Below are 26,121 nucleotides of genomic sequence, written 5' to 3' on the forward strand. Positions count from 1 at the left end.
CCCCGGCCCCGCCGCCCGCGCCCGGGGCTCACCCCTTGCTGACCGCCGCCAGGATCTCCGGCAGCCGCGCCGCCACCCGCGGCGCCGCCACCCGCAGGCCGATCTCCGCGAGGGCCGCGCCGTACACCGTGCCCACCGGAAGCAGCACCCACAACAGACCGTGCTGCCCGGAGAGATGCAGCCAGAACGTCAGGCCCAGCACCGGTGCGCACAGCACGGCGCCCGCGATCAAGCCGCCGAGGATGCTGAGCCAGGCGATCCCCGCCTGCGCCGGGACGACGTTCTTGTAGCCGCTGTCCTGCGGAATGGAGTACGGGGCAAGTGCCGAGGTCATGGCGCCGGTCGCCACCATCGAGCCGAGCAGCGCGAGGGCGAGCCCGAGCGCCTCGGGGGCGGCCGACCAATTCTTCAGGAAGGCGGCGGAGGCAAGCACCGCCACCACCACGTACACCACCGCGACCAGCAGGAGCGCCAGCGCACGGCCCCGCAGCTCCAGATAGGCGTCACGGCGAGAGGAGATCGTCTGCGCGACCATCCAGAAGGCGGAGCTGTCCTGGCCGAACTGGTTGTACATCAACATGCCGAGCAGCCCCGATGCCCAGCAGGCCGTGTAGATCGAGCCATTGCCCTGGACGGCCGTGATCACGGGCAGCAGCAGTCCGACGGCCAGCGAGGTGACCCATGCCGACTTGGTCTTCGGGTCCCGCACGGCGTAGCGCAGCGTCCGCAGCAGCACCGTGCCGGCGCGGCCGGCGGGCAGCAGCCGGGCGAACGGGCCCGAGGCGTCCGGGGTGCCGGCCGCGCCGGAGCGCCGCCGCTCGCGCGGGGCCGCCGCCTGGAGCGTGGAGGCGTCCGGGGTGGTCATCAGATGGGTGAGGGTGCCCTGCCACCACCACATCAGCAGCCCCAACGCGCCCACGGTCAGCGCGAACTGGGCCGCGGCGACCCCATAGGCACCGTCGCTGACGCCCTGGACGGCGTCCACGGCCGCCGCGGGCGGCACCCAGCGCAGCACCGCCGCGGCCGGCTCCAGCACGGCCAGGCCGTTCTCGCCGCCGAGCTGCTGGGCGCCGAGGTTCACGAACTGCGCGCCGACCGCCACGAACAGACCGCTGAGCACCGCCAGATCACGGCCCTTACGGCTGGTGAGGAGGCGGGTGTTGGCCGTCGCGACGGCGCGCGCCAGCGCCACGCACACCAGCACCGTCAGCACCACGGCCACGACCCCCGCCACCGCGGCCGCCGCCCCGTGCGCGACGGCGATGGCCGAACCGGCCACCAGGGTCAGGGTGAACAGCGGGCCGATGCCGATCAGAGAGGACACCAGCAGCGCGGTGATCAGCGAGCGCGGCCGCAGCGGCAGCATCACCAGCCGGGTCGGGTCGAGGGTTTCATCGCCGCCGGGGTAGAACAGCGGCATCACCGCCCAGCCGAGGGTGAGCACCGCCGTCAACAGCGTGACCAGCGCGTCGGCGTGGTCGGTGCCGCGCAGCAGCACCAGGCCGAGCAGCTGCAACACGGCGACCAGCAGCGCCAGCACCAGCGAGGTGATGTACGCGGTCCGCCGGCCGCTGGACTGGCGCAGCCCGTTGCGCAGCAGCGCCAGCTTCAGGGAGACGAAGACGGGGGTGGGGGACGCGGTGGGGACGGCGGGCGGCTCGGGCGCCGTGGCGCCGAGCGGGTCCTTGGCGCCGAGCGGGTCGGTGAGCGTCATCGGGCGCCGCCGCCCAGCCAGTCGAGGCTCTGGCCCGCCTCGCGCCGGTTGGCGCCGACGAGCTCCAGGAAGGCGTTCTGGAGGGACGGCGCGTCGCCCCGCACCTCGGCCAGCGGGCCATGGGCCCGGATCCGCCCGGCGGCGATCACGGCCACCCAGTCGCACAGCGACTCCACCAGCTCCATGACATGGCTGGAGAAGACGACGGTCGCGCCGGAGCGGGTGTAGCGCTCCAGGACGCCGCGGATGGTCTGGGCGGAGACCGGGTCCACGCCCTCGAAGGGCTCGTCGAGGAAGAGGACTTCGGGGTTGTGGAGCAGCGCGGCGGCCAGTCCGATCTTCTTCCGCATACCGGTGGAGTAGTCGATCACCAGCTTGCTCTGGGAGCCCGCGAGATCGAGGACGTCCAGCAGCTGGGTGGCGCGCCGGTCGATCTCCTCGCCGGGCAGCCCGCGCAGCCGTCCGATGTAGGTGAGCAGCTCCCGGCCGGAGAGCCGCTCGAACATCCGCAGCCCCTCCGGCAGCACCCCGATCCGCGCCTTGACCCCGACCGGGTCCCGCCAGACGTCATGGCCGCCGATCTCCACGGTTCCCGAGTCGGGGCGCAGCAGGCCGGTGATCATCGACAGCGTGGTGGTCTTACCGGCGCCGTTGGGCCCGACGAGCCCGATGAACTGCCCGGCGGGCAGCTCCAGGTCGATCCCCGCGACGGCGATCTGCTCTCCGTAACGCTTCCACAGGCCGCTCACCCGCACGGCGGCGGCCCTGGACGGCCGCGTGGTGGCCGCTGATTGCTCCTGAGGCACCGGTTCACCCCGTTTTCCCGTGGGACGCATCCCACTTTCCCGTGGGACGCAGCCCACTGACGTATCACTCGGGGGCCGGTCTCCGCCCCCGCCCGGCGCTCCACGATAGGGGCTGGCCAAGGGAGCGCTCCGGAGACGTCAGCGGCGCTCGCGGCCGCAGGCGTAGGCCAGGGCGCTCACCAGCTCTTCGGCGTCGGGCAGCCAGCGGTTGGCGGCGGTGGGCCGCCGGGCCCACTGGATCGGGCCGCGCACGCCCACCCGGGTCGGCGGCGCGACCACATAGTCGCCCTCGCCGCGGGCGGTCAGGTCGATCGCGTTCGGCGGCCAGCCCAGATTCCGCACCAGGTCGGGGACCTTGGCGGCGGCGCCGGGGAGGACGAAGAAGAGCATCCTGCGGCCGGGGGTGCAGGTGACCGGGCCCAGCTCGACCCGGCGGCGCTCCATGCGCGCGAGCGCCAGACAGCCCGCCGACTCCGGGACGTCGAGTGCGTCGAAGGTGCGGCCGGTGGGCAGCAGGATGGAGGCGCGCGGCGCCCTGCCCCACATGCGGCGGACCACGACCGCGCTGCCGGTGGCCTGGTTCACCCAGTCCCGGCCGGTCGGATGGGCGCCGGGGGCCGGGCAGCCGGCGCTTCCGCAGGAGCAGCGCTCCACCCCGTCCACGGTCTCCAGCCAGGCGCCGGAGAGCACGTCCCAATGCCGGTCCTCGGCATATCGCACCGCCGCGTCGCCCAGCCGCTCCCCGCGCTGCTGGGGGATCTGCGAGGTTCCCGCGGTGAACCGCGAGGGTTCTGTCACGTCCATGGTCTCTTCCACGCACAGGACAACTTCCGCCGTCAACGAGGGTTACGGCCCGGCCCCCGCACGGGCGGGGCGCGTCGGGGCCGGGGTGCGCGGTGACGGCACGGCGGGGCGCATGGATGCACGGGCGGGGGCGCGTATGGGGTTGCGGCTCCGTAAGCGGGTAGCCACCATGCGTGACGGGCGTGCGAGTGTCCGGCGGCCATGCCGCGGCGCCAGGGGGAGGGCGTCCCGGACTCGTATCGGCGCCGTACGCGAACGATGCGGTCGATGTGGTCAATACGGGCAAGTTCCGCATTCGCCGTATACCTGCGATATCTGCGGGGCATCACTCAGCAACAGGAACGGATACGCCGAGAACGCAAGCAGTCACAGGGGGTAAAGCCATGGCCGCTAGGCCGCTTGTGGCGCGGCAGCCGAACGAACGGTTGCAGGCGCTCATCCAGGAAGCCGGGTGCTCCAACGCCGGGTTGGCGCGCAGGGTCAACATGTGCGGCGCCGAGCACGGTCTCGATCTGCGTTACGACAAGACCTCGGTGGCCCGCTGGCTGCGTGGCCAGCAGCCCCGGGGCAGGGCGCCGGGCATCATCGCCGAGGCGCTCGGCCGGAAGCTGGGCCGTACGGTCACGATCGACGAGATCGGCATGGCCAACGGCAAAAACCTTGCTTCAGGGGTCGGTTTGCAGTTCTCGCCGACCGTCCTCGGTGCCATAGAGCAGGTCTGTGAGTTGTGGCGCAGCGATGTGGGGCGCCGTGACTTCCTCAGCGGTTCGACGGTCGCCGCCTCCGCGCTGGTCGAGCCCAGCCGCGACTGGCTGATCACCGGTGCCGACACCCAGGTCGCGCGCACCGCGGGCGCCCGGGTGGGGCGCTCCGACGTGGCCGCGGTGCGGGCCACCACGGACGCGCTCGTCGACCTGGACCACCGCTACGGCAGCGGCCATGTGCGCCCCGTCGTCGTCCACTATCTGAACAGCGTGGTCTCCGGGCTGCTGGCCGGCTCGTACACCGAGGCGGTGGGCCGTGAACTCTTCGCGGCGGTCGCGCGGTTGACGGAGCTGGCGGGCTATATGGCGGTCGACACCGGTCAGTCCGGTCTCGCCCAGCGCTATTACATCCAGGCGCTGCGGCTCGCCCAGGCCGCCGGGGACCGGGGCTACGGCGGCTATGTGCTCGCCGCCAGCATGAGCCATCTCGCCGCCCAGCTGGGCAATCCCCGCGAGATCGCCCAGCTGGCGAAGGCCGCTCAGGAGGGCGCGCGCGGCCAGGTGCCACCGCGCGCGGAGTCGATGTTCCTGGCGGCCGAGGCGCGCGGCCACGCCCTGATGGGGGACGCGCGGACCTGTCAGGCGGTGGCCGGGCGGGCGCTGGACGCGCTGGAGCGGGCCGTGGGCAGCGGTTCGGGCTCCGTCACGGGCGACGACCCCATCTGGATCCGCCATTTCGACCATGCCTATCTGGCCGATGAGCTGGCCCACTGCCATCGCGACCTGGGCCAGGCCGACCAGGCCCGGCGGCGCGCCGAGGAGGCCCTGGAGGGGCTTCCGGAGGGGCGGGTGCGGCGGCGGGCGATCGGGCTGCTGCTGCTGGCCACCGCGCATGTGCAGCAGCGCGAGGTGGAGCACGCCTGCCATATCGGCACCCAGGCGGTGGACCTGCTGGGCACGCTGCGGTCCAACCGGGGCGCGGAGTATCTGGACGACTTCCAGCAGCGGCTGGAGCCGTATCGGGACGAGCCGGTGGTGCGGGAGTTCGGAGCGCGGATGCAGATGCAGGTCGCCTGAGATCGGCGCCGGGACTTTCCCCGGAATTTCCGTCGCATTTCCTTTGAACGCACCGGTGTTGTGGGGTGCGGGGCGCTGCGGGTGCGTTGTGCTGTGATCACTGGTGCGTGTGTTGTGTGGCGTGTGCGGTGTGGAGTGCGTTGCGTTGTGATTACTGGGGGTACGGGTGGGGTTCATATCGCCCCTGATCGCGGTGATGTGCCCCATGTTCGCGGTGACCAGTCTCTCCCTGCCCCGACGGCCTCATGGGCACCGTGCCGTCTGGGGAACCGGTAGCGTGAGCCGACGATTCCGTAGTCCCCGTATAACCAAGGAGTCCCGGTGACGCAGAGCGGTCAGGGGAATGAGCCGCGGCTTCCCGCGGTCCCACCCGCGCAGCCTGTGCGCGAGGGGGTCGTGCTGCCTGCCCAGGGGGACTACAAGCCCTCGGACACGCATCAGGCGGCCCCGGCCGGGGGGCAGGCGTGGGGGCAGCCCTGGGGGCCGCAGGGCGCTCCGGAACCGCCACCGCAGGGGGAGTTCGGCGCACCGCTGCCGCCCGAGGGCCAGCCGTACGGACAACAGCCCGAGGGCCAGCCTTACGGACAGCCACAGCCCGAGGGCCAGCCTTACGGGCAGCACCAGGCCGAGATCCAGCCGTACGGGCAACAGCCGCCCGAAGGGCAGTACGGGCAGCGACGGGCCGAGATCCAGCCGTACGGACAGCTGCCCGAGGCGCAGCCTTACGGGCAGCAGCAGCCCGAGGGGCAGCCTTACGGGCAACAGGGCTGGCCGGCCGCTCCGGAGAGACCGGCCCAGCCGCCGTACCAAGCCGCCGACGAGACCCAGGTCATGCCGCCCCAGCCCGCCGGGGACGCCGACGCGACGCAGGTCATACCCCCGGTCCCGGGTGAGGCCCCGCCGCCCCTGGACACCCCCACCACCACGCTCGCCGCGGTCAAGAGCGCGCCACTGCCGCCCGAGAACCGGCCCGAGTCACCCGCCGAGTCCACCACCCAGCTGCGCGCCGTACGCCCCGGCCGCCGGGGCGCCCACCGCCAGCAGCCCCCCGCGACCGCCGCGGACGAGACCGCGGTGCTCCCGCCCACGCCCGCCGCCATGCCCGCGCCCGGCTCCGCGCCGCAGGTCCCGGAGCGGCCCGGCGGCGCCCCGTACGCGATCCGGCCCGGCCGTCCCGGGGACCGGCCGCCGCCCTCGGAGTTCGACGGTCTGTTCCGTGACAGTGGCGGCGCCGACGAGACCCAGCAGCTCCCGCAGTTCGGCCCCGACGTTCCGCAGCCGCCGTCGCCGCCGTCCGGTGGCCATGGCGGCGGCGGTGGCGGGCGCCGCCGGATGTCGCGGGGCATGCTCATCGGCGTCGTGGTGGCGGGCTGCGCGCTCGCCGGTCTCGCCGCGGGAGCCGTGCTCAGCATGGGCGGCGACGACGACAAGAAGAAGAACGACACGACGCTGAGCGACTCCTCGCCGAGCGCCGAGCAGTCGTCCGAGCCCGCCGACCCCGCCGAGCCCCAGGCGAAGGCGCTGGACGCGCTGCTCGCCGACAGCAACAACAGCCGGGCGTCGGTGATCAAGGCCGTGGACAACATCAAGTCCTGTAAGGACCTGACCACCGCGGCATCGGATCTGCGCACGGCCGCGGGCCAGCGCAATGACCTGGTGACCCGGCTGGGCAAGCTGTCGGTGGACAAGCTGCCCGACAACGCGCGGCTGACCGCCTCCCTCACCAAGGCGTGGAAGTCCTCGGCCAGGGCCGACAACGAGTACGCGGCCTGGGCCGACCAGACCGGCGGCAAGAGGGGCTGCCACAAGGGCAAGGCCCGCCGTACGCCCCGGGTCGGGGCGGCCGAGCGGGCGAGCGGCGAGGCGACCCAGGCCAAGAAGACGGCCTCGGGGCTGTGGAACCCGATCGCCTCCCGGTACGGCCTCACCACGCACGAGGCCACCGAGCTGTGACCGGCGGCCGGGGGCGGCGGCGCCGTCCCCGGCGCGGGTTCGGCGGGCGGCGGCTCGGCGCGCCCGGGTCGGCCCGCCGGGCGGTCGCGGCTCAGTCCGCCGGGTGGTAGCGCTCCAGGATCTTGGAGACGTTGACGAACCCCTTGCGCACCGCCACCAGTCGTCCGTCCCGCACCATTTGGTAGGTCACGTCCGCGTTGACGATCCGTGAGTAGTTGGGCACGTGCAGCGTGTCCTCGTAGCCCCAGCGCAGCGTCGGCGTCAGCCCGCCGGTGTTGACCGCGTGGCCGTTGTCCAGCGCGTTGCGCACGGTGCGGGCGCTGATGTCGTCGGCGTGCAGGGACATCAGGACCGAGCGGAGCACGGTGTAGGCGATCCAGGTGGTCTGCGTACCGGGGTCGTCCGGGTCGATGCGGTTGTCGTCGAAGGCGTACTTGTTGATGACCTTCTTCATGGGGTTCCAGCGCGGATCGTCCCCGGCCGGGTACCAGCCGGTGGCGTAGGTGCCCTCCAGGGGGCTGGAGCTGCCGCCGGTGGAGTCTATGAGGGACTGCCGGACGCCGCCGAGTATGGAGGCTATCCGCACCTTCGGATGGTTCTCCTGTACCCGGCGGAAGGAGTCGAAGAAGGTGCCGGTGCGGTTGCCGAGCGCCGCGGTGACGCACGAGCTCTCCAGGGTCGCGCCCTGGTCGGCGGTGCCGAGGGAGGTGTCGGCGCCGACGCCCTCCAGGGCGCTGGTGGCCTGCTTGCTGTAGTCGCCCGCGTCCTCGGGGGCGCGGACGTCATGGGCGGTGGCGCGCTTGCCCGCCTTGAGGCCGGTGTTGAGGAGCTGGGGGAGCTCGTCGCCCGCGATGGTGTCGGGGCGCACGAGCGCGGTGCGCTCGCAGCGGGCGGCCAGCTGGCGGCCGTTGCCCACCAGCAGGGCGGCCTGGCCGCCGTTGACCGGATAGGAGTACGGGCTGTCGAACTCCTCCTGCGTCACCCCGTAGCCGCCGATGTAGGGGATGCCGGCGACCTCCAGCGGGGAGATGAAGGACCGGCCGTACTGGCTGTACGAGCCGACGACCGCGACGGCCTTGTCATCCTTGGCTTCCTGTGCGCAGCCGGCGGCCTGGACGGCGTCGTTGCGCTCGTTGCAGGTGACGACCTGGAGCTTGCGGCCGTGGATGCCGCCCGAACCGTTGACCCAGCGGGCAAATGCCTTCGCCATGGCGGGCATTCCGGGCATATTGGTGGCTTTGGTGCCTTCGGGAGCCCAGGTCATGACGGTGATGGGCCCGTTGTCGCCCTCGTTCGACAGCACCGCGCCACAGCCGGTCAGCAGCGACACACCGACCGCCGTGGTGCACAGTGCCGCAACGGCGGCTCGGATGGGGCGGGAGGAGGGGCGTCGCCGTCCGGTCATGGCAAGCGAGCCTGGCGCTTCGGGAGGAACACAGCCGTTATGGCAAGACAAGGGATGGTGACGTAGGGGTGAACAGCGGGGGTTGAACCGACTCTATGTGTGAAGAACGTACGATCAGTGATTGTGCAAGGTTCGGAGAAGTCTTCCCGTCGTGCCCGTCGCTCGACCACCATGGGAGCCATGCCTGTCAATGACATGCCGTGGTGGCGCTGGCGCACCAATGTGCGCTCGGCGCTGCATATGCTTTCGGATCCCGTCTTCCAGCAGGAGTGCTGGCTGGCCGGCCAACCCGGGTACGGGGATGTGACGGACGCCGTCTACCGGCTGGTGGAGGACACCTGGCTGGACAACTGGTCGGCCGAGAAGTACGTCGGGACGATCTTCCGTGACTCGCAGGAGGCGGCGCTGGTCGATGTCGCCGTGCTGCGGGTGCTGAGGATCATGCACCAGGCGGGCGCGGACGCCCCCGTCTCGGCCTACCTCGAGCACCATGGCTGGCCGGAGGCCGTACGGGCCGCCCGCGAGGCCCATGTGCGGCTGGCCACCAACGACGGCGAGGACCCGGATGAGCCCCCACGCACCCTCGAAGTACTGGCGATCATGACGCAGGCGGTCTGAGCCATATCACGGGTGTGGGACGCTAAGGGTCATGAGTGAGTCGCGTGCCGCCCCCGATCAGTACATCCTGACGCTGTCATGCCCGGACAAGCAGGGCATCGTGCACGCCGTGTCGAGCTATCTCTTCATGACCGGCTGCAATATCGAGGACAGCCAGCAGTTCGGGGACCGTGACACCGGGCTCTTCTTCATGCGGGTGGCCTTCCGCTCCGTCTCACCGGTGCGGGTGGAGGACCTGCGGGCCAGCTTCGCGGCGGTCGGCGAGTCCTTCCAGATGGACTGGGAGATCCACCGCGCCGATCGGAAGATGCGCATTCTGCTCATGGTCAGCAAGTTCGGGCACTGTCTGAACGACCTTCTCTTCCGGTCGCGGATCGGTGCGCTGCCGGTCGAGATCGCCGCGGTGGTCTCCAACCACACCGACTTCGAGGAGCTGGTCGGCTCCTACGGGGTTCCGTTCCACCACATCCCTGTGACGAAGGACACCAAGCAGCAGGCCGAGGCCCGGCTGCTGGACCTGGTGCGCACGGAGCATGTCGAGCTGGTGGTGCTGGCCCGCTATATGCAGGTGCTCTCCGACGATCTGTGCAAGGAGCTGTCGGGCCGGATCATCAACATCCACCACAGCTTCCTGCCGAGCTTCAAGGGCGCCAAGCCGTACCACCAGGCGCATGCGCGCGGGGTCAAGCTGATCGGGGCGACCGCCCACTACGTGACCGCCGATCTGGACGAGGGCCCGATCATCGAGCAGGAGGTCGAGCGCGTCGGCCATGGGCTCACCCCGGATCAGCTGGTGGCGGTCGGCCGCGATGTGGAGTGCCAGGCGCTGGCCCGTGCCGTGAAGTGGCACAGCGAGCGCCGGGTGCTGCTCAACGGCCATCGGACGGTCGTCTTCGACTGACGGCCGTCGACCGGCTGTTTACGGCGGGCTGCTCTGTCCGCCGACTGCTCGCGGCTGTTCTCGACTGGCTGTTTTCGACCGGCTGTTTTCGACCGGTTCAGAGCCGGTTCAGAGCCGGGACAGGGACGCGGCGGCGAAGAGGACGTCCCGGATCGCCTCGGTGTCCCCGGACAGGCCCGCCGCCGCCTCCTGTGGCGGCACATGCCCGGACGCCAGCAGGTAGAACGCCTCCTGGTCCAGCGCGATCGTCGCCACCGCCTCCTCCGGTGCGGCCATCGCCGCCGGGGAGTCCAGCGGGATGTACCAGTCGCCGCCGCCCGTGCCCTCGACCTGGAGATGGAGCGTACGGCCCGGGGTGCCCGCCTCGACCAGCCGGCGGGGCGGGGACGCGAGCCCGGCCCGGCGCCGCTCGGCCAGCGTCCCCGGAAGCAGCCGGGCACACAGGTCGATCATGGCCTTGAGGTGGGTGGAGGCCGGAGGTTCATACGGGTAGTCGATGGCCTCGGCGATGTCCCCGGCATGCACCCAGCACTCGAGGGCACGGTCGAGGAACGCGTCGCGGATCGGCAGCGCGAAGTCCCCGTACGGCACATCGAGCTCGGCGACGCCGCGCCCGGCGAAGGACACCGTACGGACCAGGGCATGGCCCTGCTCACGCCACAACTCCCGGACCGCCCCAGGTGGTCCTGACCCGTACGCGGCGCCGGGCTCGTGGTGCCAGTACGCCTCCGTACGGGCCTGGGGCGAGCCGGGGGCGTCGGCGCCCAGCGGGTCGGGGAGGCCGAGCGAGGTGGCGACGATGCCGTCCACGACCATCAGATGGCCGATCACCCCGGCGACGGTGGTGTCCCGGCCGGTGAGCCGCCGCCCGTCGAACCACTTGAGCCGCACCGGCGCACGCCACTCGGCCTCGCCCATGTCACGCAGCAGCGCGTCCAGCCGGGCGGCCTCGGCGTCGTAGGCACCGGCCCAGCCGGGCATGGGTATCCGGGCCGGACGGCGGCCCAGACAGCCCGCGAGCACCCGGGAGCGCAGCATCGGGTCGAGGTCGAGGCTGTGCTCGGTGTGCAGCAGCCCGACGGCGTCGCGCAGCCGCAGCGCCTCCTCGGCGCATGAGGGGCAGTGGTTCAGATGCGCCTCGACGGCGGCGGTCTCCTCCTGCGAGCACGCGGTCAGCGCCCAGGCGCCGAGCAGCGATCGGAGCAGATTGTGCGGGAGCGCAAGGGGCGCCGAGGGCGTGGGCGCCGCCAGGGGTGCGGCCGGTGGCGCGTATGGGGACGGGGGCGCGGAGGAGGGCCGTTCCGGCTCCGGCTCCGGATTCGCTTCCGGTTCAGGACCCAGGGCGGCCGGTTCCGGTTCGGCTCCCGGGGCGGCGCGGTCCGGGCGCGGCTCCGGTGCCGATTCCGGTTCGGAGTCCGCGGCGGGTTCCGAATGGGGTTCCGGGCCGCGCTCCGAATCACGTTCCGAACCGCGCTCCGGTGTCCGTTTCGCCGTTGGTGTCTCGTCCGCCGTGGGCGGGCGCGGGGCGGGGATGCCGCCGTCCAGGGCGCCCGGCCAGTGGCCGCTGTCCTCGGCGGCCGGCCGCTGCGGTGGTATGCGTGGTGGCCCGGCGGGGTGGGAGGGCAGATCCGGTTCGCCTCCCCGTCCGGGCCCGTCTCTGCCGTCCCCCGAGCCGGAGCTCTCGCCGTAGGCGTCGTCGTACGGGTCCGGCCCGCCGCGCCCGCTCACAGCGCCCGTCCGTAGCCGGGGGGCGAGACCGCGCGGGGCGGCTGGACATGGGCCGTCGACAGCAGCTGGAGGCCCAGCCGCAGGCGGCGTCTGGCCTCGTCCTCGGTCACCCCGAGGGCGGCCGCGGCCTGGCGGTAGTCGCGGCGGTCGAAGTAGGCGAGCTCCAGGGCGGCGCGCAGCGGGGCGGGCATCGAGGTGACGATGTAGTCGGCGCGGGCGGCCACGGACGCCTCGCGGATCCGCTCCTCCAGGGCCTCGGTCGAGAGCGTGTCCCCGTCGGCCGGGGCGGTCTGCGAGGTGCGCAGCCGGTGCACGGCCTGGCGCTGGGTGAGCATGGCGATCCAGGCGCGCAGCGAGCCCTGCTGGGGGTCGTACGCGTCCGGGTTCTCCCAGACGTAGCCGAAGACTTCCCGGGTGATGCGGTCGGCCGCCCTCTCGTCCTCCAGGACCCGATGCGCCAAATTATGGACAAGTGAGGCGAATCGGTCATAGAGCTCGGCAAGTGCGGCCGCTTCACCGCGCGCCAGACGCTGTTGCATCCTGCGGTCCCAGCGGGGTGGTGCGTCATTCGCCATGCGACCCCCTTCCCGAGTCGTCCGGCCGACCCTCCAGGCACTATGCCCGCGTTCATATCGAATGTAATGCCGGTTGCTCATACAACACGCGTCCATCAGGCAAAGTGCGTGGGAAACAGGCCGCGCATGGTATTGGCACGGTCACTTTGCGCAGGATCGGGGAGACGAAACGCTTCGCCGCGGCATAGGGTCGTCCCTCACGGCGTATGCCTGGGGGAGTTTCATGCGCCGACGGGCGGGCAGCCGCCCGGGAACAGCAAGTTCCGGTTGCGGCGAGCGAAGGGCTTCGGGCGCGTGACGTTGAAGGTGATGGAGGACCGGCGGGGGGAGTGGGTCGTTCTCCAGGTCTCGGGGGAGATGGACCTGGTGACCTCGCCCGCAGTCCGGCAGCACGTCCACGACGCGGTCGCCGAGGGCCGCCACTGGCTGGTTCTGGACCTCTCGGAGGTCCGGTTCTGCGACTCCAGCGGGGTCGGCGTACTGATCGCGGCGCGTCGGCTGATGAGATCGTGCTCGGGCCGGCTGCGGCTGATCCTGCCGCCGCAGGACGCCGCGCACGGTTCGCATGTGCACCGGGTGCTGGCGGCCCTGGGAGTACGGCGGTTGTTCGATGTCTATCCCGATCTGGGGGCGGCCACCGAGCCGGACGGGGACGACGAGGACGCGGTCGACCCGCTGTCCGCCTGAGCGCTCCGCCGGACCCGCCCTGACCTGCCGTCGATCGTCCGCGTCGCCGTCGTAGCCGGTCGCGCCCGTGCGGCGGAGCGGCATGTCGACACAGCCCCACGCCCCTTCGGAGCGCCGCGGAACCGCAGCCGACTTCCGCGCCGATCCGCTCAGGGGCGTCCATCGGCCCCCTGGAGCCGTCCGTCCGCCTTCCAGAGGCTTCCGTTCGCCCATGGGTGTCCCTCCGCTCAGGGGCGTCATCGGCCCGTTCATGCCGCCGGGCCCGTGGCGCGTGGGGACTCGGGGAAGTCGGCCCGTACGACGAAGCCGCCCTCCTTCGTGGGCCCCGCCTCCAGCGTGCCGCCCAGCAGTTGAGCGCGCTCCCGCAGCCCGACCAGACCGTGACCGCCGCCCGGCAGCCCGGGGGCCACGGCGGAGGCGTCGGGCGGGCCGTTGCGCACCTCGACCCGCAGGCCCCGTACCTCCTCCGCCTGTTGAGCCGCCTCATGAGCCGCTCCCGGCACGGCGGCCGCCTTCGGCCGCGTCGACTGGCGCCCTGCCGACTCCGGCCGGCCCGCCGACTCCGACGCTGCCGGTTTCGAGCCCGCCGATTCCGGACCCGGCGCCTCCGCCTCGTTCACCCGTACCGTCACCCGCGCTCCCGGCGCGTGCTTGCGGACGTTGGTCAGCGCCTCCTGGACGATGCGGAAGGCGGCCCGTTCGACCGCCTCCGAGTGGCCCGGACGCTCGGTCGCGCCGTCCGTCTCGAAGGTGACGTTCAGGGCACTGAGTTCGATCATCCGGGCCAGATCGGCCAGCCGGGGCTGCGGGGTCAGCTCCTCGTGGTCGCCGCCCGCCGCGCGCAGGATGCCGACCATATGGCGGAGTTCGTCCAGGGTCCGCACGGACAGCTCGCGGATCGTCCGCGCGCCCTCCCGCGCCTTCGCGTCCTCCGCGCTGATCTGCACCGCGCCGGCCTGGAGGCTGATGAGGCTGACCTGATGGGCGACCACGTCATGCATCTCGCGGGCGAGCCGGGCGCGTTCGGTGGACAGCACCTGTTCGGCGATCAGCTCGTCCGCATGGCGGCGGCTGCGGGTCAGATCCTCTATGCGGGCGGCGAGTTCGCCCCGGGTGCGCACCAGGAGGCCGAGCGCGATGGGCCCCACGGAGGTCACGCACGCGTCGATGAGGGTGAGGGTGTTCTCCCGGTACGCGGTCGGCTCGAAGTCGGAGACCGGCCAGGGGATGAAGTGCGCGGCGGCCAGCAGCAGCGCGGAGATGCCCAGCAGCCGGTGGGCGGGGCGGAGTACGGCCACCGTGTAGAGGGCGATCATCGGCGCGAACCATACGTAGCCGATGAGGATCCCCGGCAGCGTGACCAGGAAGACCAGCGCGGGCAGCTTCCGGCGCACCAGCAGCGCGGCGGCCGCCACCAGCGAGACGTTGAGCTCCAGCCCGAAGGTGACGCCGTTGACGAGCAGCGCGTCGGCCACCGCGAGCAGGACGGGGACGATCAGCGACCCCCAGCGCATGACCCGGCGCGGTGGCCGCCACCGGGCGGGCGGGGTGGGCGGCGGTGACGAGAGGGAGGCGGGCGGGGAGGCGGGCGCGGGCGGCGGGGCCGGCTTGTCCGGGGCGGAACCGCGGGACAGCGGGGAGACGCTCATCGGGGGCCGCCTATCGGCGGCCGGCTGCTGACGAGCCCGGCCCGGTCGGCGACGATCGCCGCCTGGACGCGGTTGAGCCCGCCCAATTTGCCGAGCACCGCCCGCACATGGTCCTTGACGGTGCTGGGCGCCAGCCCCATCCGCTCGGCGATCTGCGGATTGGCCAGCCCTTCCCCCAGCAGCGCCAGCACCTCCCGTTCGCGCGGGGTGAGCGCCTCGACGGCCTCGGCGGCCGTCGCCTCCGCCTCGGCGGCGAGGTATCCGCCTATCACGGCGCGGGTCACGGCCGGGTCGAGCACACTGCCGCCCTGGGCGAGGGTGCGCACGGCCCGTACGAGCTGTTCCGGATCGGTGTCCTTGAGGAGGAAGCCCGCGGCCCCGGCGCGCAGCGCGGCCGCCAGGTACTCCTGGACGTCGAAGGTCGTCAGCATCGCCACGGCGGGGGAGCGGGGCGCGGCCCGCAACTGTCTGAGGACGCTGAGCCCGTCGGCGTCCGGCATCCGGATGTCGAGCAGGACCACATCGGCTCTGCTGCCCAGCACCGTGTCCACCGCGGCGGCCCCGGAACATTCGGCGACCACTTCGATATCCGGGGCCGTGCCCAGGATCAGTCGCAGACCGGATCGTACGAGCGCCTCGTCGTCCACTACAGCCACACGGATCACCGGCCGCTCCCTCGCCTCAGCTGTCATGCCCATTGCTCGGACAGCCTGCCCCATCGGCGGGCGAATATGGAGTGGTTGGCTCCGTCAGTGGGCGGGAACACCCCCGCCGGTCGGAGGGGGTGACGGCAGACCAATGGGGGATTTCCCTGGTGGTTCCCACCAGGCAGAGTGGAGCTCAAGCCGCATCACCCCGTGGGGTTCGTCCCGGAACCCCTGCACCGTGAACGCGCCGGAGTGCCTCCCGATGCGCGTCCGGAACGGCAGCGGGGCGTTGCCGCGGTCAGGCCGCCGCGACCCCCACACGCGGCGGCCTGTTCGTCTCTCCGACCGCCCGCCGTGCGGTGCGCCCCGACCAGGCGCCCCGACCGGCGACCCAGGCGCCGGCCGGCCCCCGAGAAGGTACGGGGAAGGGCCGGGCGGGCGGTCGGTGGGGGCGGGAGGGGCCGATGGACGCCTCACATGGGGGGCTCGGCGGGAGCCGGGCCCAGGGTGGTGGTGCCGGGCGCGGCGCGGTGGCCGAGCCCGGTGCGGTAGGCGTCCATCGCGGCCTCCAGACGGCCCTCCCGGCGCAGCAGGTCTCCCAGCAGCCGGCACAGGTCGGCCAGGTCGCCCGCCGCGCCGGTGCGTTCCAGCAGCGACAGCGCCGCGCAGTAGTGCTCCTCGGCGGCCTCGACGTCGCCCCGCTCGTCCGCGATCAGGCCCAGCAGCCGGTGTGCGCCGCCCGCGTGGACCGCGCCGCGCTCGGCGGTCAGCCCGGCCTCGTCGGCCGTCGCGCCCGGCCCTCCGTGGGCGGTCATGGGTTCTGGGGTGGTCGCGGGTTCCGGGGTCTCCACCGGGCCCGGGGCGTCCACCGGCTCCGGTGCGGGGGAACGGGCCAGCAGCGGCAGCAACAGGGCTTCCGCCTCCGCCGTACGGCCGCGTCGGCGCAGCACATCCGCCAGTTCGACCTCGACCTGCACGGTGAACAGCGCGGCCCGCTTGGAGGCCAGCATGTCCCGGGCGGTGCGCAGTTCGCGCTCGGCGCGCTCCAGATTGCCGTCCTGGGCGTGCACATAGCCGCGCATCCAGTGGCAGTGCGCCAGGTCGGTGTGGATGCGCAGCTGTTCGTACAGCTCCTGCGCCTTGGCCAGGGAGGCGTCGGCCTCGGCCGTCCGCCCCTCGGCGATCAGGGTGCGGGCCACTCCGCGGTGCATCCGGGCGATGAGCCCCGGGTCGTCCACGCTCGGGGCCAGCGCGAGCGCCAACTCGGCGGCGCGTACGGCACGGGCGTGCGCCCCCATGTCCATATAGGGCGCGATGGCCGCCGTATAGAGCAGCAGCAGCGCGTACGGGTCGTGCAGCCCCGAGGCGTTGAGCTCGTCGATGGCGCTCTCCAGCAGATAGCAGGAGTAGCGCAGTTCGCCCGCGAGGAGATGGGCCACCGCCCGGCCGCGGATCGCGGGGATCCGGCGGGGCAGCGGTTCCCCGGCGAGCAGCCGCTCCACGTCCTCGAAGTGGTCGCGGGCGAGGGTGAGTTCGCCGGTCTCCAGCGCGCAGTCGCCGAGCCCCAGCAGGGCCGCCGAGCGCTCCTCGGCGAACCCGAGCCGCTCCGCCTCGTCGCGCACCTCCTCGAAGAGCCCGGTGGCGTCCTCGGCGGCGCCGGTCGCCAGCGCCCGCCGGGCGTCGGTGAGGGCGGCCCGCAGCCGGGTGGCGTCGCGCGGTGAGCGGCCCGTGGTCAGCTCCTCGTAACTGACGCCGAGCCGGTCCGCGAGATGGCGCAGCGCGGCTTCGGAGGGGCGCACCTTCCCTGCCTCGAGGGTGGAGACATAGGCGGCGGTGTACGCGGGCTCGGCCAGCTGCCGCTGGGTGAAGCCGCGCTCCGTGCGCAGTCTGAGCACCCGCCGCCCCAGCTCGGCGGTCGACTCCGCCCCGGCCGCCCCCGTCACCGTTCCCGCCGTCCGCCCGTCACCGGCGCTTCTGTCGGCCACCGTGCCCTCTTCTCCCCGGCGGTAACTTAATCGCCGGGCTAAGTCCATTTAACGTGAGGATTGAAGGATGCAGCAGGCAAGCACAGCGGTACCGGCCGGGCCGGGCGCCGTGACGACCGTCCGTCAGCCGGAACTGCTCCTCGCCGACTATCACTTCGACGTACCGCTCGACCATAAGGCTCCCGAGGGCGAGCTGATCCGGCTTTACGCACGAGAGGTCGTCGCCGCGGGGAAAACCGCGGCCCAGCGCGAGCGGCTCCCCTGGCTGCTCTACCTCCAGGGCGGACCCGGCAGCGGTGCGGACCGTCCGGTGGGCCGCTCCGGCTGGCTGGACCGCGCGCTCGACGAATACCGCGTGCTCCTCCTCGACCAGCGCGGCACCGGCCGCTCCACCCCGGCCAACCGCCAGACCCTGCCGCTGCGCGGCGGCCCCGAGGAGCAGGCCGAGTACCTCTCCCACTTCCGCGCCGACGCGATCGTGCGCGACTGCGAGCTGATCCGGCGCCGGCTCATCGGGGACCGCCCATGGACCGTGCTCGGCCAGAGCTTCGGCGGCTTCTGCGCCGTGACCTACCTGTCCCACGCGCCGGAGGGGCTGGACTCGGTGCTGCTCGCGGGCGGACTGCCCGCGATCGACAGCGGGATCGACACGGACGCCGTCTACCGGACCGCCTATCCGCGGATGGAGCGCAAGACCCTCGCCCACTACGCCCGCTACCCGGACGACGAGGCCACCGTCCGGGCCCTCGTACGGCATCTGACCGACCATGAGGAGGTCCTGACCGACGGGACCCTGCTCACCGTCCCCGCCCTCCAGCAACTCGGCTTCCTGCTCGGCACCGGCTATGGATCGCACCAGCTGCACTACCTCCTGGAGGACGCCTTCGTGCCCACCGCCGACGGGCCGCGGCTGAGCGATACGTTCCGCGAGCGGATGGCGGCGGTGCTCTCCCGCGCCGCCAACCCGCTCTTCACCCTGCTGCTGGAGTCCATCTACGCCCAGGACGGCCGGGCCACGGACTGGGCCGCGGAGCGGGTCCGCGCCGAATTCCCCGCTTTCGACGCCGGTAAGGCGCTCGCCGAGGACCGTCCGGTGCTCCTCACGGGCGAGACGGCGCACCCCTGGATGCTGGACACCAACGCCGCGCTGCGCCCGCTGCGCCGCACCGCCGAACTGCTCGCCGAACGCACCGGCTGGGGCCCGCTGTACGACACCGAGCGGCTGGCCCGTAACACCGTGCCGGTGGCCGCCGTGATCTACCACGACGACCTGTACGTGGACACGGCGCACTCCCTGGCCACCGCCCGGTCGATCCGGGGCCTGCGCACCTGGGTGACGGACGAGTTCGAGCACGACGGGATACGGGCCGGGGGCCGCCGGGTGCTGGACCGGCTGCTGTGGCTGGTGCGCGACGGGAGGGGGTGAGGGGGCGGGCGCCGGGCATGGTTGTCCGGTGTCCGATTTCCTAGCCACTTCCCTAATTCCCATTGCCCCCGCCCCCCGGACCCCTTAGGTTGAGCGGCGAATTAATCCTGCTTAACTGGCCGCTTATCGCGAAGACTTCGGGAGTCACCGTGCGCAGACGCATACGGAGCCGCATACGCAGCCGCAACCCCCTGCGCACCGCGGCCGTCGCCGGAGGCATCGCCCTGGCGGCGGCCGCGGCCATGTCCGCACCGGCCACGGCCTCGCCGGGCTCGACCGGCTCCTCCGCCACGGCCGACGCGGCCCCGTCGCAGCGCACCGTGGACGTGGAGTACTTCACCGGTCCGGGCGGCCACCCCCACCACACCGAGGTCCCGGCGGCCGCCCCCGAACGGCTGACCCGCGCCGCCCGCTCCCTGTCCGCCGAGGAGGCCGCCGCCGACGGGCAGGTCACCTCGCTCATCGGCAACGGCACCACGGCCGACAAGCTGGACGTCGTCTTCATCGGCGACGGCTACACCGCAGGCCAGCAGGCGGACTTCCAGGCCGACGCCCGCTCCAAGTGGGACCAGATGTCCGCCGTGGAGCCGTACGCCTCGTACAAGGACCTCTTCAACGTCTGGACCGTGGACGCCGTCTCCAACCAGTCCGGCGTCTCCGGCGACCCCTCCAGGGACGTCGTCAAGGACACCGCCCTCGGCTCGTACTTCTGGTGCGACAACACCGAGCGGCTGCTGTGCGTCGACACCGCCAAGGTCGAGTCCTACGCGGCCAAGGCGCCCGAGGCCGATCTGGTGGTCGTCCTGTCCAACTCCACCAAGTACGGCGGCGCGGGCTACACCCTCACCTCGCAGGTCGGCTACGACGGCATCGCCACCGCCTCCTCCGACCACCCCGACTCCGACCAGATCGCGGTCCACGAGACCGGCCACTCGCTCGGCAAGCTGGCGGACGAGTACTTCTACCCGGAGTACGGCACCTACACCGGCGCCGAACCCGGCGAGTCCAACGCCACCAAGCTGACCGCGGCACAGCTGACCGCCCAGCAGAAGAAGTGGTACCGCTGGATCGGCCAGACCTCGCCCGACGGCGGCACGGTCGGCGCCTACGAGGGCGGCCGCTACTACCCCAAGGGCATCAACCGCCCCACCGAAAACTCGATCATGCGCACCCTGGGCCGGGAGTACAGCCTCCCCGGCCGCGAGGCGATGATCGCGGGCTTCTACAGCCACGCCAGCGTGCTCAGCAGCCGCACGGCCACCGCCACGGCCGTCAAGCGGTCGTCGGGCATCGAGGTGAGCGTCCCCAAGAGCGCGTCGCTGAAGTGGTACGTCGACGGGGCGGAGGTCACCGCCGCGAACGGTAAGGCGAGCGTCACCCCGGCGGACCTGGGCGTCCCGAGCGACGGGGCGAGCCACACCGTCACCGCGAAGGCGACTGACGGCACGGGCGCGGTGAAGGACCCGGAGCTGCGGAAGCGGCTGAGCGACTCGCGGACGTGGAAGGTCACCGGCTGACCCTCCCGTCCCCCTGACTGGCCGCCCCGTGGACCCCCGCCGCGGGGCGGCCAACCTCCCTTTTTTTGAGGCTCGGTTCGCCTCCGGGGCGCTTTAGTCGCTGTCGACGGTCGACCGTGCTCGGCCCCTCGTTCCTCGGGGCCTCCGCGCGCTCTCCCTTTCGGCAGCGACGCGCCCCTTCGGCTCACTCGCCGGAAGAGCCAAGCACCCGGATGCTCTACGGCGCCCTGAGACTCGTCCCTAGTGCCCCGGCCGGTAAGACCAAGCGCCCGGGTGCGCTATGGCGCCCATCGGCCTGCCCGGTTGGCGCGGGGAGGTGCCCCCGGTCGGCCAGCCCCAGGGGGCCGGAAGCGTGAAGTTGCCGATGGGGCGGCCGCGGTCCGCCCCTTAACATCGGCCCGCCCTAGATTTCCGTATGCCGCGCCCGGGTTCAATCGCCCGTGGGGGTGGGGCGGCGGTCCGGTGTTCTAGGGCCTCGGCGGGGTGAGGCAAGATGAGCCCATGGGTACCGGGGGAGAGGGCCGCCTGATCGCCAACCGCTACCGGTTGGCCACACGGCTCGGACGCGGCGGAATGGGCACGGTCTGGCGGGCCGTCGACGAGCTTCTGGGGCGCGAAGTCGCGGTCAAGGAACTCCATGTGGACGAGGGGCTCGCGGCCTTCGACGCGCAGTTGCGCGGTGAGCGCACCCTGCGCGAGGCGCGGACCGTCGCGCAGATCAAGCATCCGAACGTGATCGTGCTCCACGATGTGATCGAGGAGGACGGCAGCGCCTGGATCGTCATGGAACTGGTCGACGGGTTCTCGCTCGCCGACCGATTGGGCGCCGAGGGCCCCGTCGGGGCGCGTGAGGCGGGGCGGGTCGCGGCCGCGCTGCTGGGCGCGTTGCGCGCGGCGCATGCGCGCGGGGTGCTGCACCGGGACATCAAGCCCGCCAATGTGCTGGTGGAGTCGGGCACCGGCCGGGTCGTGCTGACGGACTTCGGGATCGCGCAAGTCACCGGGTCCACCACGATCACCGAGACCGGCTCGTTCGTGGGCTCGCCCGAATACACCGCGCCGGAGCGGATGTCGGGGCGTCGTACCGGGCCGGAGTCGGACCTGTGGTCGCTCGGGGTGCTGCTCTGCACGCTGGTGAGCGGTGAATCCCCGTTCCACCGCGAGTCCCTGGCCGCGGTGTTGCACGCCGTGGTGTTCGACGAGATCCCCGTGCCCGAGGCCGCCGGGCCGCTGAAGCCGGTCATCGAGGGGCTGTTGCGGCGGGCTCCGGAGGAGCGGCTGAGCGCCGACGAGGTCGAGCGGATGCTGGTGATGGCCCAGGAGGTGGGCGACACCCCGGAGATCCCGCTGGAGTACACCCCGACCCAGCCCAGCGTGCCGTTCGGGCCGGACGGCCGTGGTTCGTCGGCGTCCGTGCCCGTGCCGCCACCTGGGCCTTCCCCCGCATCCGTGTCCTCGGCGTCTCCGGCCGCCCCGGCCGCCCCGGCCGTCCCCGCCGGACCGGCTCGTTCCGGTCGTGGTGCGCGCCGTCGTGCCGTCCTTATGGCGGCCGCCGCGGTGGTCGCGCTCGCCGGTGTGGCCGCGGGCGTCGTGGCGCTGCTGGACCACGGGGGCGGTGAAGGCGACAAGGCGTTGGGCGGGCGTACGAGCCAGAGCGCCGACAAGGAGAGTACGCACGGCCCGAGCAACCCCAAGAAGTCGCCGCAGCGCCCCGTGAAGGACTCCGAGCCCACGGCGAGTCCGCCGGCCCGGATCCCCGAGGGCTATGAGCTGGTGAACGATCCGCTCGGCTTCTCGCTCGCCGTGCCCGAGGGGTTCGCCCGCGAGTACAAGGCGCCCCGGGTCTACTACAACTCGCCCGGTATGGAGTTCCGGATCGGGATCCATGTCCAGGAGCAGAGCCCCGAGGGCCCGCTCGGGCTGAGCCGTAAGGCGGACGCCAAGGGCCCGCAGGACTATCCGGGCTACCGCAGCGGCCAGGTCATCGAGACGGAGCACGACGGCCGCCCCGCCGCCCTCTGGGCGTTCATCTGGAACGGCTCGGCGGACGACGGCGGCTCACGGCAGACATACGACCTGAGCTGGAACCAAGACGGGAAAATGTTCGACCTGTGGCTATCCGCCCCGGTGGAGGAGAAGTCCATAGGAAAGCGGCATTTCGATACCGCCGCCGTCACCTTCTCGCCTCCCGGCGCGGCGAACTGAACGGCGGCGCAACGGCTTTGTCACGAGCGTCCACAGCGGCTTCCCAGCGGTGGCGGACGGTGCCGCACCCTGGGTAATGATGGGCGCATGACGAACGACGGGGGACGGGCGAACGAGCCCACCAGCTACAGCCTGCGGCCGCCGCACGCTCCGGCCGCCCCGGTGCCGGCGCCCCAGCCGCCACCCGAGGCATCCGATGCGCCGCCTCAGGGGTCCCGGCCGCCGGGCCGGGCGGCCGAGGCGGCGGGGCCGGCGCGGAGCGCGTACGAGCCGACGCAGTTCGCCGATCCGCGCGGCGGGCCCCAGCCGCCCACCGGAGAGCCGCCCGCTGGAGAGCCGCCGACCGGGGACCGGTCCGCCGAAGAGCCGTCCGCCGGGCGGCAACCGGCCGCCGGGGCGCAGGATCCGAACAGCGGGCGGCTCATCGGCGGCCGCTATCAGCTCGTCTCCCGCCTGGGCCACGGCGGTATGGGCACCGTATGGCGGGCGCACGACCAGATCGTGGACCGCGATGTCGCGGTCAAGGAGCCGCGCGTCCCCGACCATCTCCCCGAGCGTGAGCGGCAGACCGTCTACCAGCGGATGCAGCGCGAGGCGCGCGCCGCGGCCAGGATCGACCACCCGTCCGTCGTCACCGTCCATGACGTGGTGGTCGAGGGCGGCCGCCCCTGGATCGTGATGGAGCTGGTGCGCGGCCAGTCGCTGGGCGACCGGCTGATGGAGGGCACGCTGGATCCGCGCGAGGCGGCCCGTATCGGCCTCTCCGTGCTCGGCGCGCTGGCGGCGGCCCATGAGGCGGGTGTGCTGCACCGCGATGTGAAGCCGGACAACGTGCTGCTGGGCCGGAGCGGCCGGGTGGTGCTCACCGACTTCGGTATCGCGCAGATCGAGGGCGAGCAGCGGCTCACCGAGACGGGCGGCTTCGTGGGCTCGCCCGAGTTCATCGCGCCCGAGCGGGTGCTGGGCCAGCGGCCGGGGCCGGAGTCCGACCTGTGGTCGCTGGGCGTCGTGCTGTACGCGGCGGTCGAGGGCATGTCCCCGTTCCGCCGCTCCCACGCCCCCGCGACCCTCCAGGCCGTGCTCGGCTCCGAACCGCAGGTCCCCGCGCGCGCCACCGGGCCGCTGGCCACGCTGATCATGCAACTGCTGCGCAAGGACCCGGCGATGCGCCCGGCGGCGCCCGAGGTGCGGCAGGCCCTGGAGGCGGCGGCGAAGGAGCCGCAGCCGGTGCCCACCATGCTCGCGACGGCCGGATACGCGCTGGGCGGCGCTCAGCGGTCCGCGGGCGGCCGCTTCGTACCGCCCATCCTGCACAAGAACCGTAAGGCGCAGCTCGGGTTGGGCGGTCTGGTCCTGGTGGTGGCCGCCGCCCTGGTGTTGACGATCATGAAGCCGTTCTCCGGTGAGGGGCTGCCGCCGGGCTGGACGGTCCGGGAGGAGCGCGATGTCGTGGGCGCGTCCCTGGCCGTGCCCGGCGAGTACCGGCGGGTCCAGGACGACAGCGACTCGGACAACCCGGTGGTCACCTACTACGACCCCAGCGGGGTCTTCACCGTCTCCCTGAAGCGCTCCACCCCCGACGGCGAGAACGACCCCGCGAGCCTCGACGCGGCGGCGGACCAGATCGTCGCCTTCTACAAGGACGGCGGCGGGGCGACGGTCGAGGAGGCCAAGAGCGAGCAGACCGGGGCCGGGCAGCAGGGGAAGGCGGCGCGGGATGTCACCACCTCCTATCTGCCGTACGGCACCAGCAGCAACAAGAACCCCATCCGGTATGTGAAGCGAGATCACCTCTACCTCAACAAGGCCAAGGTCGCCTGGGATCTGACGGTCACCATGCCCGCCCATGGCGACGCCCAGGAGCGCGGCGAGGAGCTGTACGAGCGCATCGTGCGCAATCTGAGGATCGACCAGCTCTGAGGGGATCGGGCGGGTCCGCCGAGGGTGGCGGACCCGCCCACGGCGGACCCGCGCGGGCCGCGCGACGAAAGTTGTTACCGCCGGGTACCCAAAGCCGCCGGGCGCGCCTACCCTCGCCCCCATGACGGACTCGCACATAACGCAGGACGGCACCGGTAACCCGGTCGCCCCCCAAGGCACCCGCACCGCGGCCGACGTCGTCACCCCGGAGCTGATCACCCGGCTCACCCGGGGCGTCGTCGGCAGTGGCACCACCGTCAGCCACACCCCGTTCACCGGGGAAGTGCTCGCCTCCGCCCTGCCCGAGTCCACCCCCGAGGACGTCGCCACCGCCTTCGAGAACGCCCGCGCCGCCCAGCGGGCTTGGGCCGCGACCCCCGTACGCCGGCGCGCCGCCGTCCTCCTCCGCTTCCACGATCTGCTGCTGAGCCGCCAGCCGGAGATCCTGGACCTGATCCAGCTGGAGACCGGCAAGACCCGGCTGCACGCCCAGGAGGAGGTCCAGGGCGTCGCCATCGTGGCCCGCCATTACGGCCGTAAGGCGCCCGCGTATCTGCGCCCCAAGGGGCATCTGGGCGCGGTGCCCACCCTCACCAAGGTCACCGAACTGCGCCAGCCGCGCGGCGTCGTCGGCCTCATAGCGCCCTGGAACTACCCCCTCCAGCTCTCCGTGGGCGATGCGATACCCGCCTTCGTGGCGGGCAACGCCGTCGTGATGAAGCCCGACACCGAGACCGCGCTGTCCGCCCTGTGGGCGCGTGAGCTGATGGTGGAGGCCGGGCTGCCGGCCGGGGTGTGGCAGATCGTGATCGGGGACGGCCCGGTGGTCGGCCCCGCCGTGGTCGAGGGCGCCGACTACGTCTCGTTCACCGGCTCCACCCGCACCGGCCGCGAAGTGGCCCGGGCCGCCGCCGCCCGCCTGGTGGGCTGCTCCCTCGAACTCGGCGGTAAGAACGCCATGCTGGTGCTGCACGACGCCGACCTCGACCGCGCGGTCGACGGCGCGGTGCGCGGCAGCTTCGCCTCCGCCGGGCAGCTGTGCATCTCCATGGAGCGGCTGTACGTCCACGAGTCGATCGCGGACACCTTCCTGGAGCGCTTCGCCGCCCGTACGAAGGCCATGCGGCTCGGCACCGCCCTCGCCTACGGCGCGGAGATGGGCTCGCTCGTCTCCGAGCGCCAGCTGGAGACCGTCACCCGCCATGTGGACGAGGCCGTCGCCAAGGGCGCCACGGTGCTCGCCGGCGGCCGCCCCCGCCCCGACATCGGCCCGTACTTCTACGAGCCGACGATCCTGGACGGCGTGGAGTCCCCGATGGCCGTCTGCACCGAGGAGACCTTCGGCCCGGTCGTCTCCGTCTACCGCTTCGGCGACGAGGACGAGGCGATCGTGCGCGCCAACGCCACCGCCTACGGCCTGAACGCCAGCGTCTGGACCAAGGACGCCCGGCGCGGACGCGCGATCGCCGCCCGGCTGCGCGCGGGCACGGTCAACCTCAACGAGAGCTACGCCGCCGCCTTCGGCAGCGTCGCCTCTCCGATGGGCGGCATGGGCGACTCCGGGCTCGGCCGCCGCCATGGCTCCGAGGGCATCCTCAGGTTCACCGAACCGCAGACGGTCGCCCAGCAGCGGCTGATGCCGCTCGGCCCGGCCTTCGGGATGACGGACGAGAAATACGCGGACTTCATGACCCGCAGCCTGCGCGCGCTCAAGGCACTGCGCCTGCGCTGACCAGCACATTTCAAGGGAGGTACCAGTGTCAGGGGAGAAGTCTGCCCACAGCCGGGAACAAGGGCCCG

Annotated in this window: 19 protein-coding genes; 10 read left to right on the forward strand and 9 right to left on the reverse strand. The window is 72.5% G+C overall.

The genetic code is table 11. From position 1 onward, the window contains the following. Positions 1-28: 28 nt before the first annotated feature. The 3 genes from AB0E24_RS08815 to AB0E24_RS08825 all read right to left on the reverse strand — a co-directional run bounded on the left by AB0E24_RS08815 (position 29) and on the right by AB0E24_RS08825 (position 3,324). Positions 29-1,714 (reverse strand): transporter, encoded by a 1,686-nt coding sequence (locus tag AB0E24_RS08815; RefSeq protein WP_359375623.1) that lies wholly within the window; start codon positions 1,712-1,714, stop codon positions 29-31. Next, positions 1,711-2,550: an ABC transporter ATP-binding protein gene (locus AB0E24_RS08820; protein ID WP_370685082.1), complete on the reverse strand. Its 840-nt coding sequence runs from the start codon at positions 2,548-2,550 to the stop codon at positions 1,711-1,713. Before AB0E24_RS08820 ends, AB0E24_RS08815 begins: the two co-directional genes overlap by 4 nt. 108 nt (positions 2,551-2,658) lie before the next feature. Next, positions 2,659-3,324 carry a bifunctional DNA primase/polymerase gene (locus AB0E24_RS08825; RefSeq protein WP_079153567.1) on the reverse strand — a complete coding sequence of 222 codons (666 nt, stop codon included), beginning with the start codon at positions 3,322-3,324 and terminating at the stop codon, positions 2,659-2,661. 383 nt (positions 3,325-3,707) lie between these two features. Between AB0E24_RS08825 and AB0E24_RS08830 the strand changes: the two genes are divergently transcribed. Both AB0E24_RS08830 and AB0E24_RS08835 read left to right on the forward strand, forming a co-directional pair. Beyond that, positions 3,708-5,105, forward strand: a complete 1,398-nt coding sequence (locus AB0E24_RS08830) for an NsdA family TPR-like regulatory protein (RefSeq protein WP_359375626.1) — start codon at positions 3,708-3,710, stop codon at positions 5,103-5,105. A gap of 321 nt (positions 5,106-5,426) precedes the next feature. Beyond that, positions 5,427-7,058: a hypothetical protein gene (locus tag AB0E24_RS08835; RefSeq protein ID WP_359375628.1), complete on the forward strand. Its 1,632-nt coding sequence runs from the start codon at positions 5,427-5,429 to the stop codon at positions 7,056-7,058. A 91-nt stretch (positions 7,059-7,149) separates the two neighbouring features. Here AB0E24_RS08835 and AB0E24_RS08840 read toward each other — a convergent pair whose 3' ends face one another. Then, positions 7,150-8,463 carry an ABC transporter substrate-binding protein gene (locus AB0E24_RS08840; protein WP_069870515.1) on the reverse strand — a complete coding sequence of 438 codons (1,314 nt, stop codon included), beginning with the start codon at positions 8,461-8,463 and terminating at the stop codon, positions 7,150-7,152. 171 nt (positions 8,464-8,634) lie between these two features. Between AB0E24_RS08840 and AB0E24_RS08845 the strand changes: the two genes are divergently transcribed. Further along, a complete protein-coding gene (locus AB0E24_RS08845) occupies positions 8,635-9,081 on the forward strand; it encodes an SCO4402 family protein (protein WP_069870512.1) in 447 nt (148 codons plus the stop codon). Positions 9,082-9,112: 31 nt separating this feature from the next. Then, on the forward strand, positions 9,113-9,982 hold the full coding sequence (gene purU, locus AB0E24_RS08850) for a formyltetrahydrofolate deformylase (RefSeq protein WP_069870510.1): 870 nt from the start codon (positions 9,113-9,115) through the stop codon (positions 9,980-9,982). Positions 9,983-10,090: 108 nt separating this feature from the next. On the opposite strand, the gene AB0E24_RS08855 is transcribed toward purU, so the two are convergent. Both AB0E24_RS08855 and AB0E24_RS08860 read right to left on the reverse strand, forming a co-directional pair. Next, positions 10,091-11,710, reverse strand: a complete 1,620-nt coding sequence (locus AB0E24_RS08855; RefSeq protein ID WP_359375640.1) for a zf-HC2 domain-containing protein — start codon at positions 11,708-11,710, stop codon at positions 10,091-10,093. Continuing rightward, on the reverse strand, positions 11,707-12,285 hold the full coding sequence (locus AB0E24_RS08860) for a sigma-70 family RNA polymerase sigma factor (RefSeq protein ID WP_069870508.1): 579 nt from the start codon (positions 12,283-12,285) through the stop codon (positions 11,707-11,709). Before AB0E24_RS08860 ends, AB0E24_RS08855 begins: the two co-directional genes overlap by 4 nt. A 309-nt stretch (positions 12,286-12,594) precedes the next feature. On the opposite strand from AB0E24_RS08860, the gene AB0E24_RS08865 reads away from it, so the two are divergent. Next, positions 12,595-12,972 (forward strand): STAS domain-containing protein, encoded by a 378-nt coding sequence (locus tag AB0E24_RS08865; RefSeq protein ID WP_069870506.1) that lies wholly within the window; start codon positions 12,595-12,597, stop codon positions 12,970-12,972. 248 nt (positions 12,973-13,220) lie between these two features. Here the strand turns inward: AB0E24_RS08865 and AB0E24_RS08870 are convergent, their stop codons facing one another. The 3 genes from AB0E24_RS08870 to AB0E24_RS08880 form a co-directional block, all read right to left on the reverse strand. Then, positions 13,221-14,621 carry a sensor histidine kinase gene (locus tag AB0E24_RS08870; protein ID WP_359375643.1) on the reverse strand — a complete coding sequence of 467 codons (1,401 nt, stop codon included), beginning with the start codon at positions 14,619-14,621 and terminating at the stop codon, positions 13,221-13,223. Beyond that, a complete protein-coding gene (locus AB0E24_RS08875; protein ID WP_069870503.1) occupies positions 14,618-15,286 on the reverse strand; it encodes a response regulator in 669 nt (222 codons plus the stop codon). Before AB0E24_RS08875 ends, AB0E24_RS08870 begins: the two co-directional genes overlap by 4 nt. 455 nt (positions 15,287-15,741) lie before the next feature. After that, positions 15,742-17,211, reverse strand: coding sequence for a helix-turn-helix domain-containing protein (locus AB0E24_RS08880; protein WP_359375806.1), 1,470 nt, complete (start codon positions 17,209-17,211; stop codon positions 15,742-15,744). A gap of 109 nt (positions 17,212-17,320) precedes the next feature. Here AB0E24_RS08880 and AB0E24_RS08885 point away from each other — a divergent pair, with 109 nt between their 5' ends. From AB0E24_RS08885 to AB0E24_RS08905, 5 genes are all read left to right on the forward strand, one after another. Next, positions 17,321-18,679 (forward strand): alpha/beta fold hydrolase, encoded by a 1,359-nt coding sequence (locus AB0E24_RS08885; RefSeq protein ID WP_147968905.1) that lies wholly within the window; start codon positions 17,321-17,323, stop codon positions 18,677-18,679. Positions 18,680-18,828: 149 nt separating this feature from the next. Beyond that, positions 18,829-20,196, forward strand: a complete 1,368-nt coding sequence (locus AB0E24_RS08890) for a M64 family metallopeptidase (protein WP_193524975.1) — start codon at positions 18,829-18,831, stop codon at positions 20,194-20,196. 501 nt (positions 20,197-20,697) lie between these two features. Continuing rightward, a complete protein-coding gene (locus AB0E24_RS08895) occupies positions 20,698-22,401 on the forward strand; it encodes a serine/threonine-protein kinase (protein ID WP_359375646.1) in 1,704 nt (567 codons plus the stop codon). Positions 22,402-22,488: 87 nt separating this feature from the next. Continuing rightward, positions 22,489-24,321, forward strand: coding sequence for a serine/threonine-protein kinase (locus AB0E24_RS08900; protein WP_359375648.1), 1,833 nt, complete (start codon positions 22,489-22,491; stop codon positions 24,319-24,321). A gap of 121 nt (positions 24,322-24,442) precedes the next feature. Then, the gene (locus tag AB0E24_RS08905) at positions 24,443-26,053 is read left to right on the forward strand and encodes a succinic semialdehyde dehydrogenase (RefSeq protein WP_069870493.1); all 1,611 of its coding nucleotides are present in this window, start codon (positions 24,443-24,445) and stop codon (positions 26,051-26,053) included. Positions 26,054-26,121 lie beyond the last annotated feature (68 nt).

Source organism: Streptomyces malaysiensis subsp. malaysiensis, assembly GCF_040653035.1.
In the GTDB taxonomy this organism is placed as follows: domain Bacteria; phylum Actinomycetota; class Actinomycetes; order Streptomycetales; family Streptomycetaceae; genus Streptomyces; species Streptomyces malaysiensis.

Coding starts and splice junctions, on each gene's coding strand:
- AB0E24_RS08815 (WP_359375623.1), bottom strand. CDS start 1,714: ATGACGCTCACCGACCCGCTCGGCGCCAAGGACCCGCTCGGCGCCACG.
- AB0E24_RS08820 (WP_370685082.1), bottom strand. CDS start 2,550: ATGCGTCCCACGGGAAAACGGGGTGAACCGGTGCCTCAGGAGCAATCA.
- AB0E24_RS08825 (WP_079153567.1), bottom strand. CDS start 3,324: ATGGACGTGACAGAACCCTCGCGGTTCACCGCGGGAACCTCGCAGATC.
- AB0E24_RS08830 (WP_359375626.1), top strand. CDS start 3,708: ATGGCCGCTAGGCCGCTTGTGGCGCGGCAGCCGAACGAACGGTTGCAG.
- AB0E24_RS08840 (WP_069870515.1), bottom strand. CDS start 8,463: ATGACCGGACGGCGACGCCCCTCCTCCCGCCCCATCCGAGCCGCCGTT.
- AB0E24_RS08845 (WP_069870512.1), top strand. CDS start 8,635: ATGGGAGCCATGCCTGTCAATGACATGCCGTGGTGGCGCTGGCGCACC.
- purU (WP_069870510.1), top strand. CDS start 9,113: ATGAGTGAGTCGCGTGCCGCCCCCGATCAGTACATCCTGACGCTGTCA.
- AB0E24_RS08860 (WP_069870508.1), bottom strand. CDS start 12,285: ATGGCGAATGACGCACCACCCCGCTGGGACCGCAGGATGCAACAGCGT.
- AB0E24_RS08865 (WP_069870506.1), top strand. CDS start 12,595: ATGGAGGACCGGCGGGGGGAGTGGGTCGTTCTCCAGGTCTCGGGGGAG.
- AB0E24_RS08870 (WP_359375643.1), bottom strand. CDS start 14,621: ATGAGCGTCTCCCCGCTGTCCCGCGGTTCCGCCCCGGACAAGCCGGCC.
- AB0E24_RS08885 (WP_147968905.1), top strand. CDS start 17,321: ATGCAGCAGGCAAGCACAGCGGTACCGGCCGGGCCGGGCGCCGTGACG.
- AB0E24_RS08895 (WP_359375646.1), top strand. CDS start 20,698: ATGGGTACCGGGGGAGAGGGCCGCCTGATCGCCAACCGCTACCGGTTG.
- AB0E24_RS08900 (WP_359375648.1), top strand. CDS start 22,489: ATGACGAACGACGGGGGACGGGCGAACGAGCCCACCAGCTACAGCCTG.
- AB0E24_RS08905 (WP_069870493.1), top strand. CDS start 24,443: ATGACGGACTCGCACATAACGCAGGACGGCACCGGTAACCCGGTCGCC.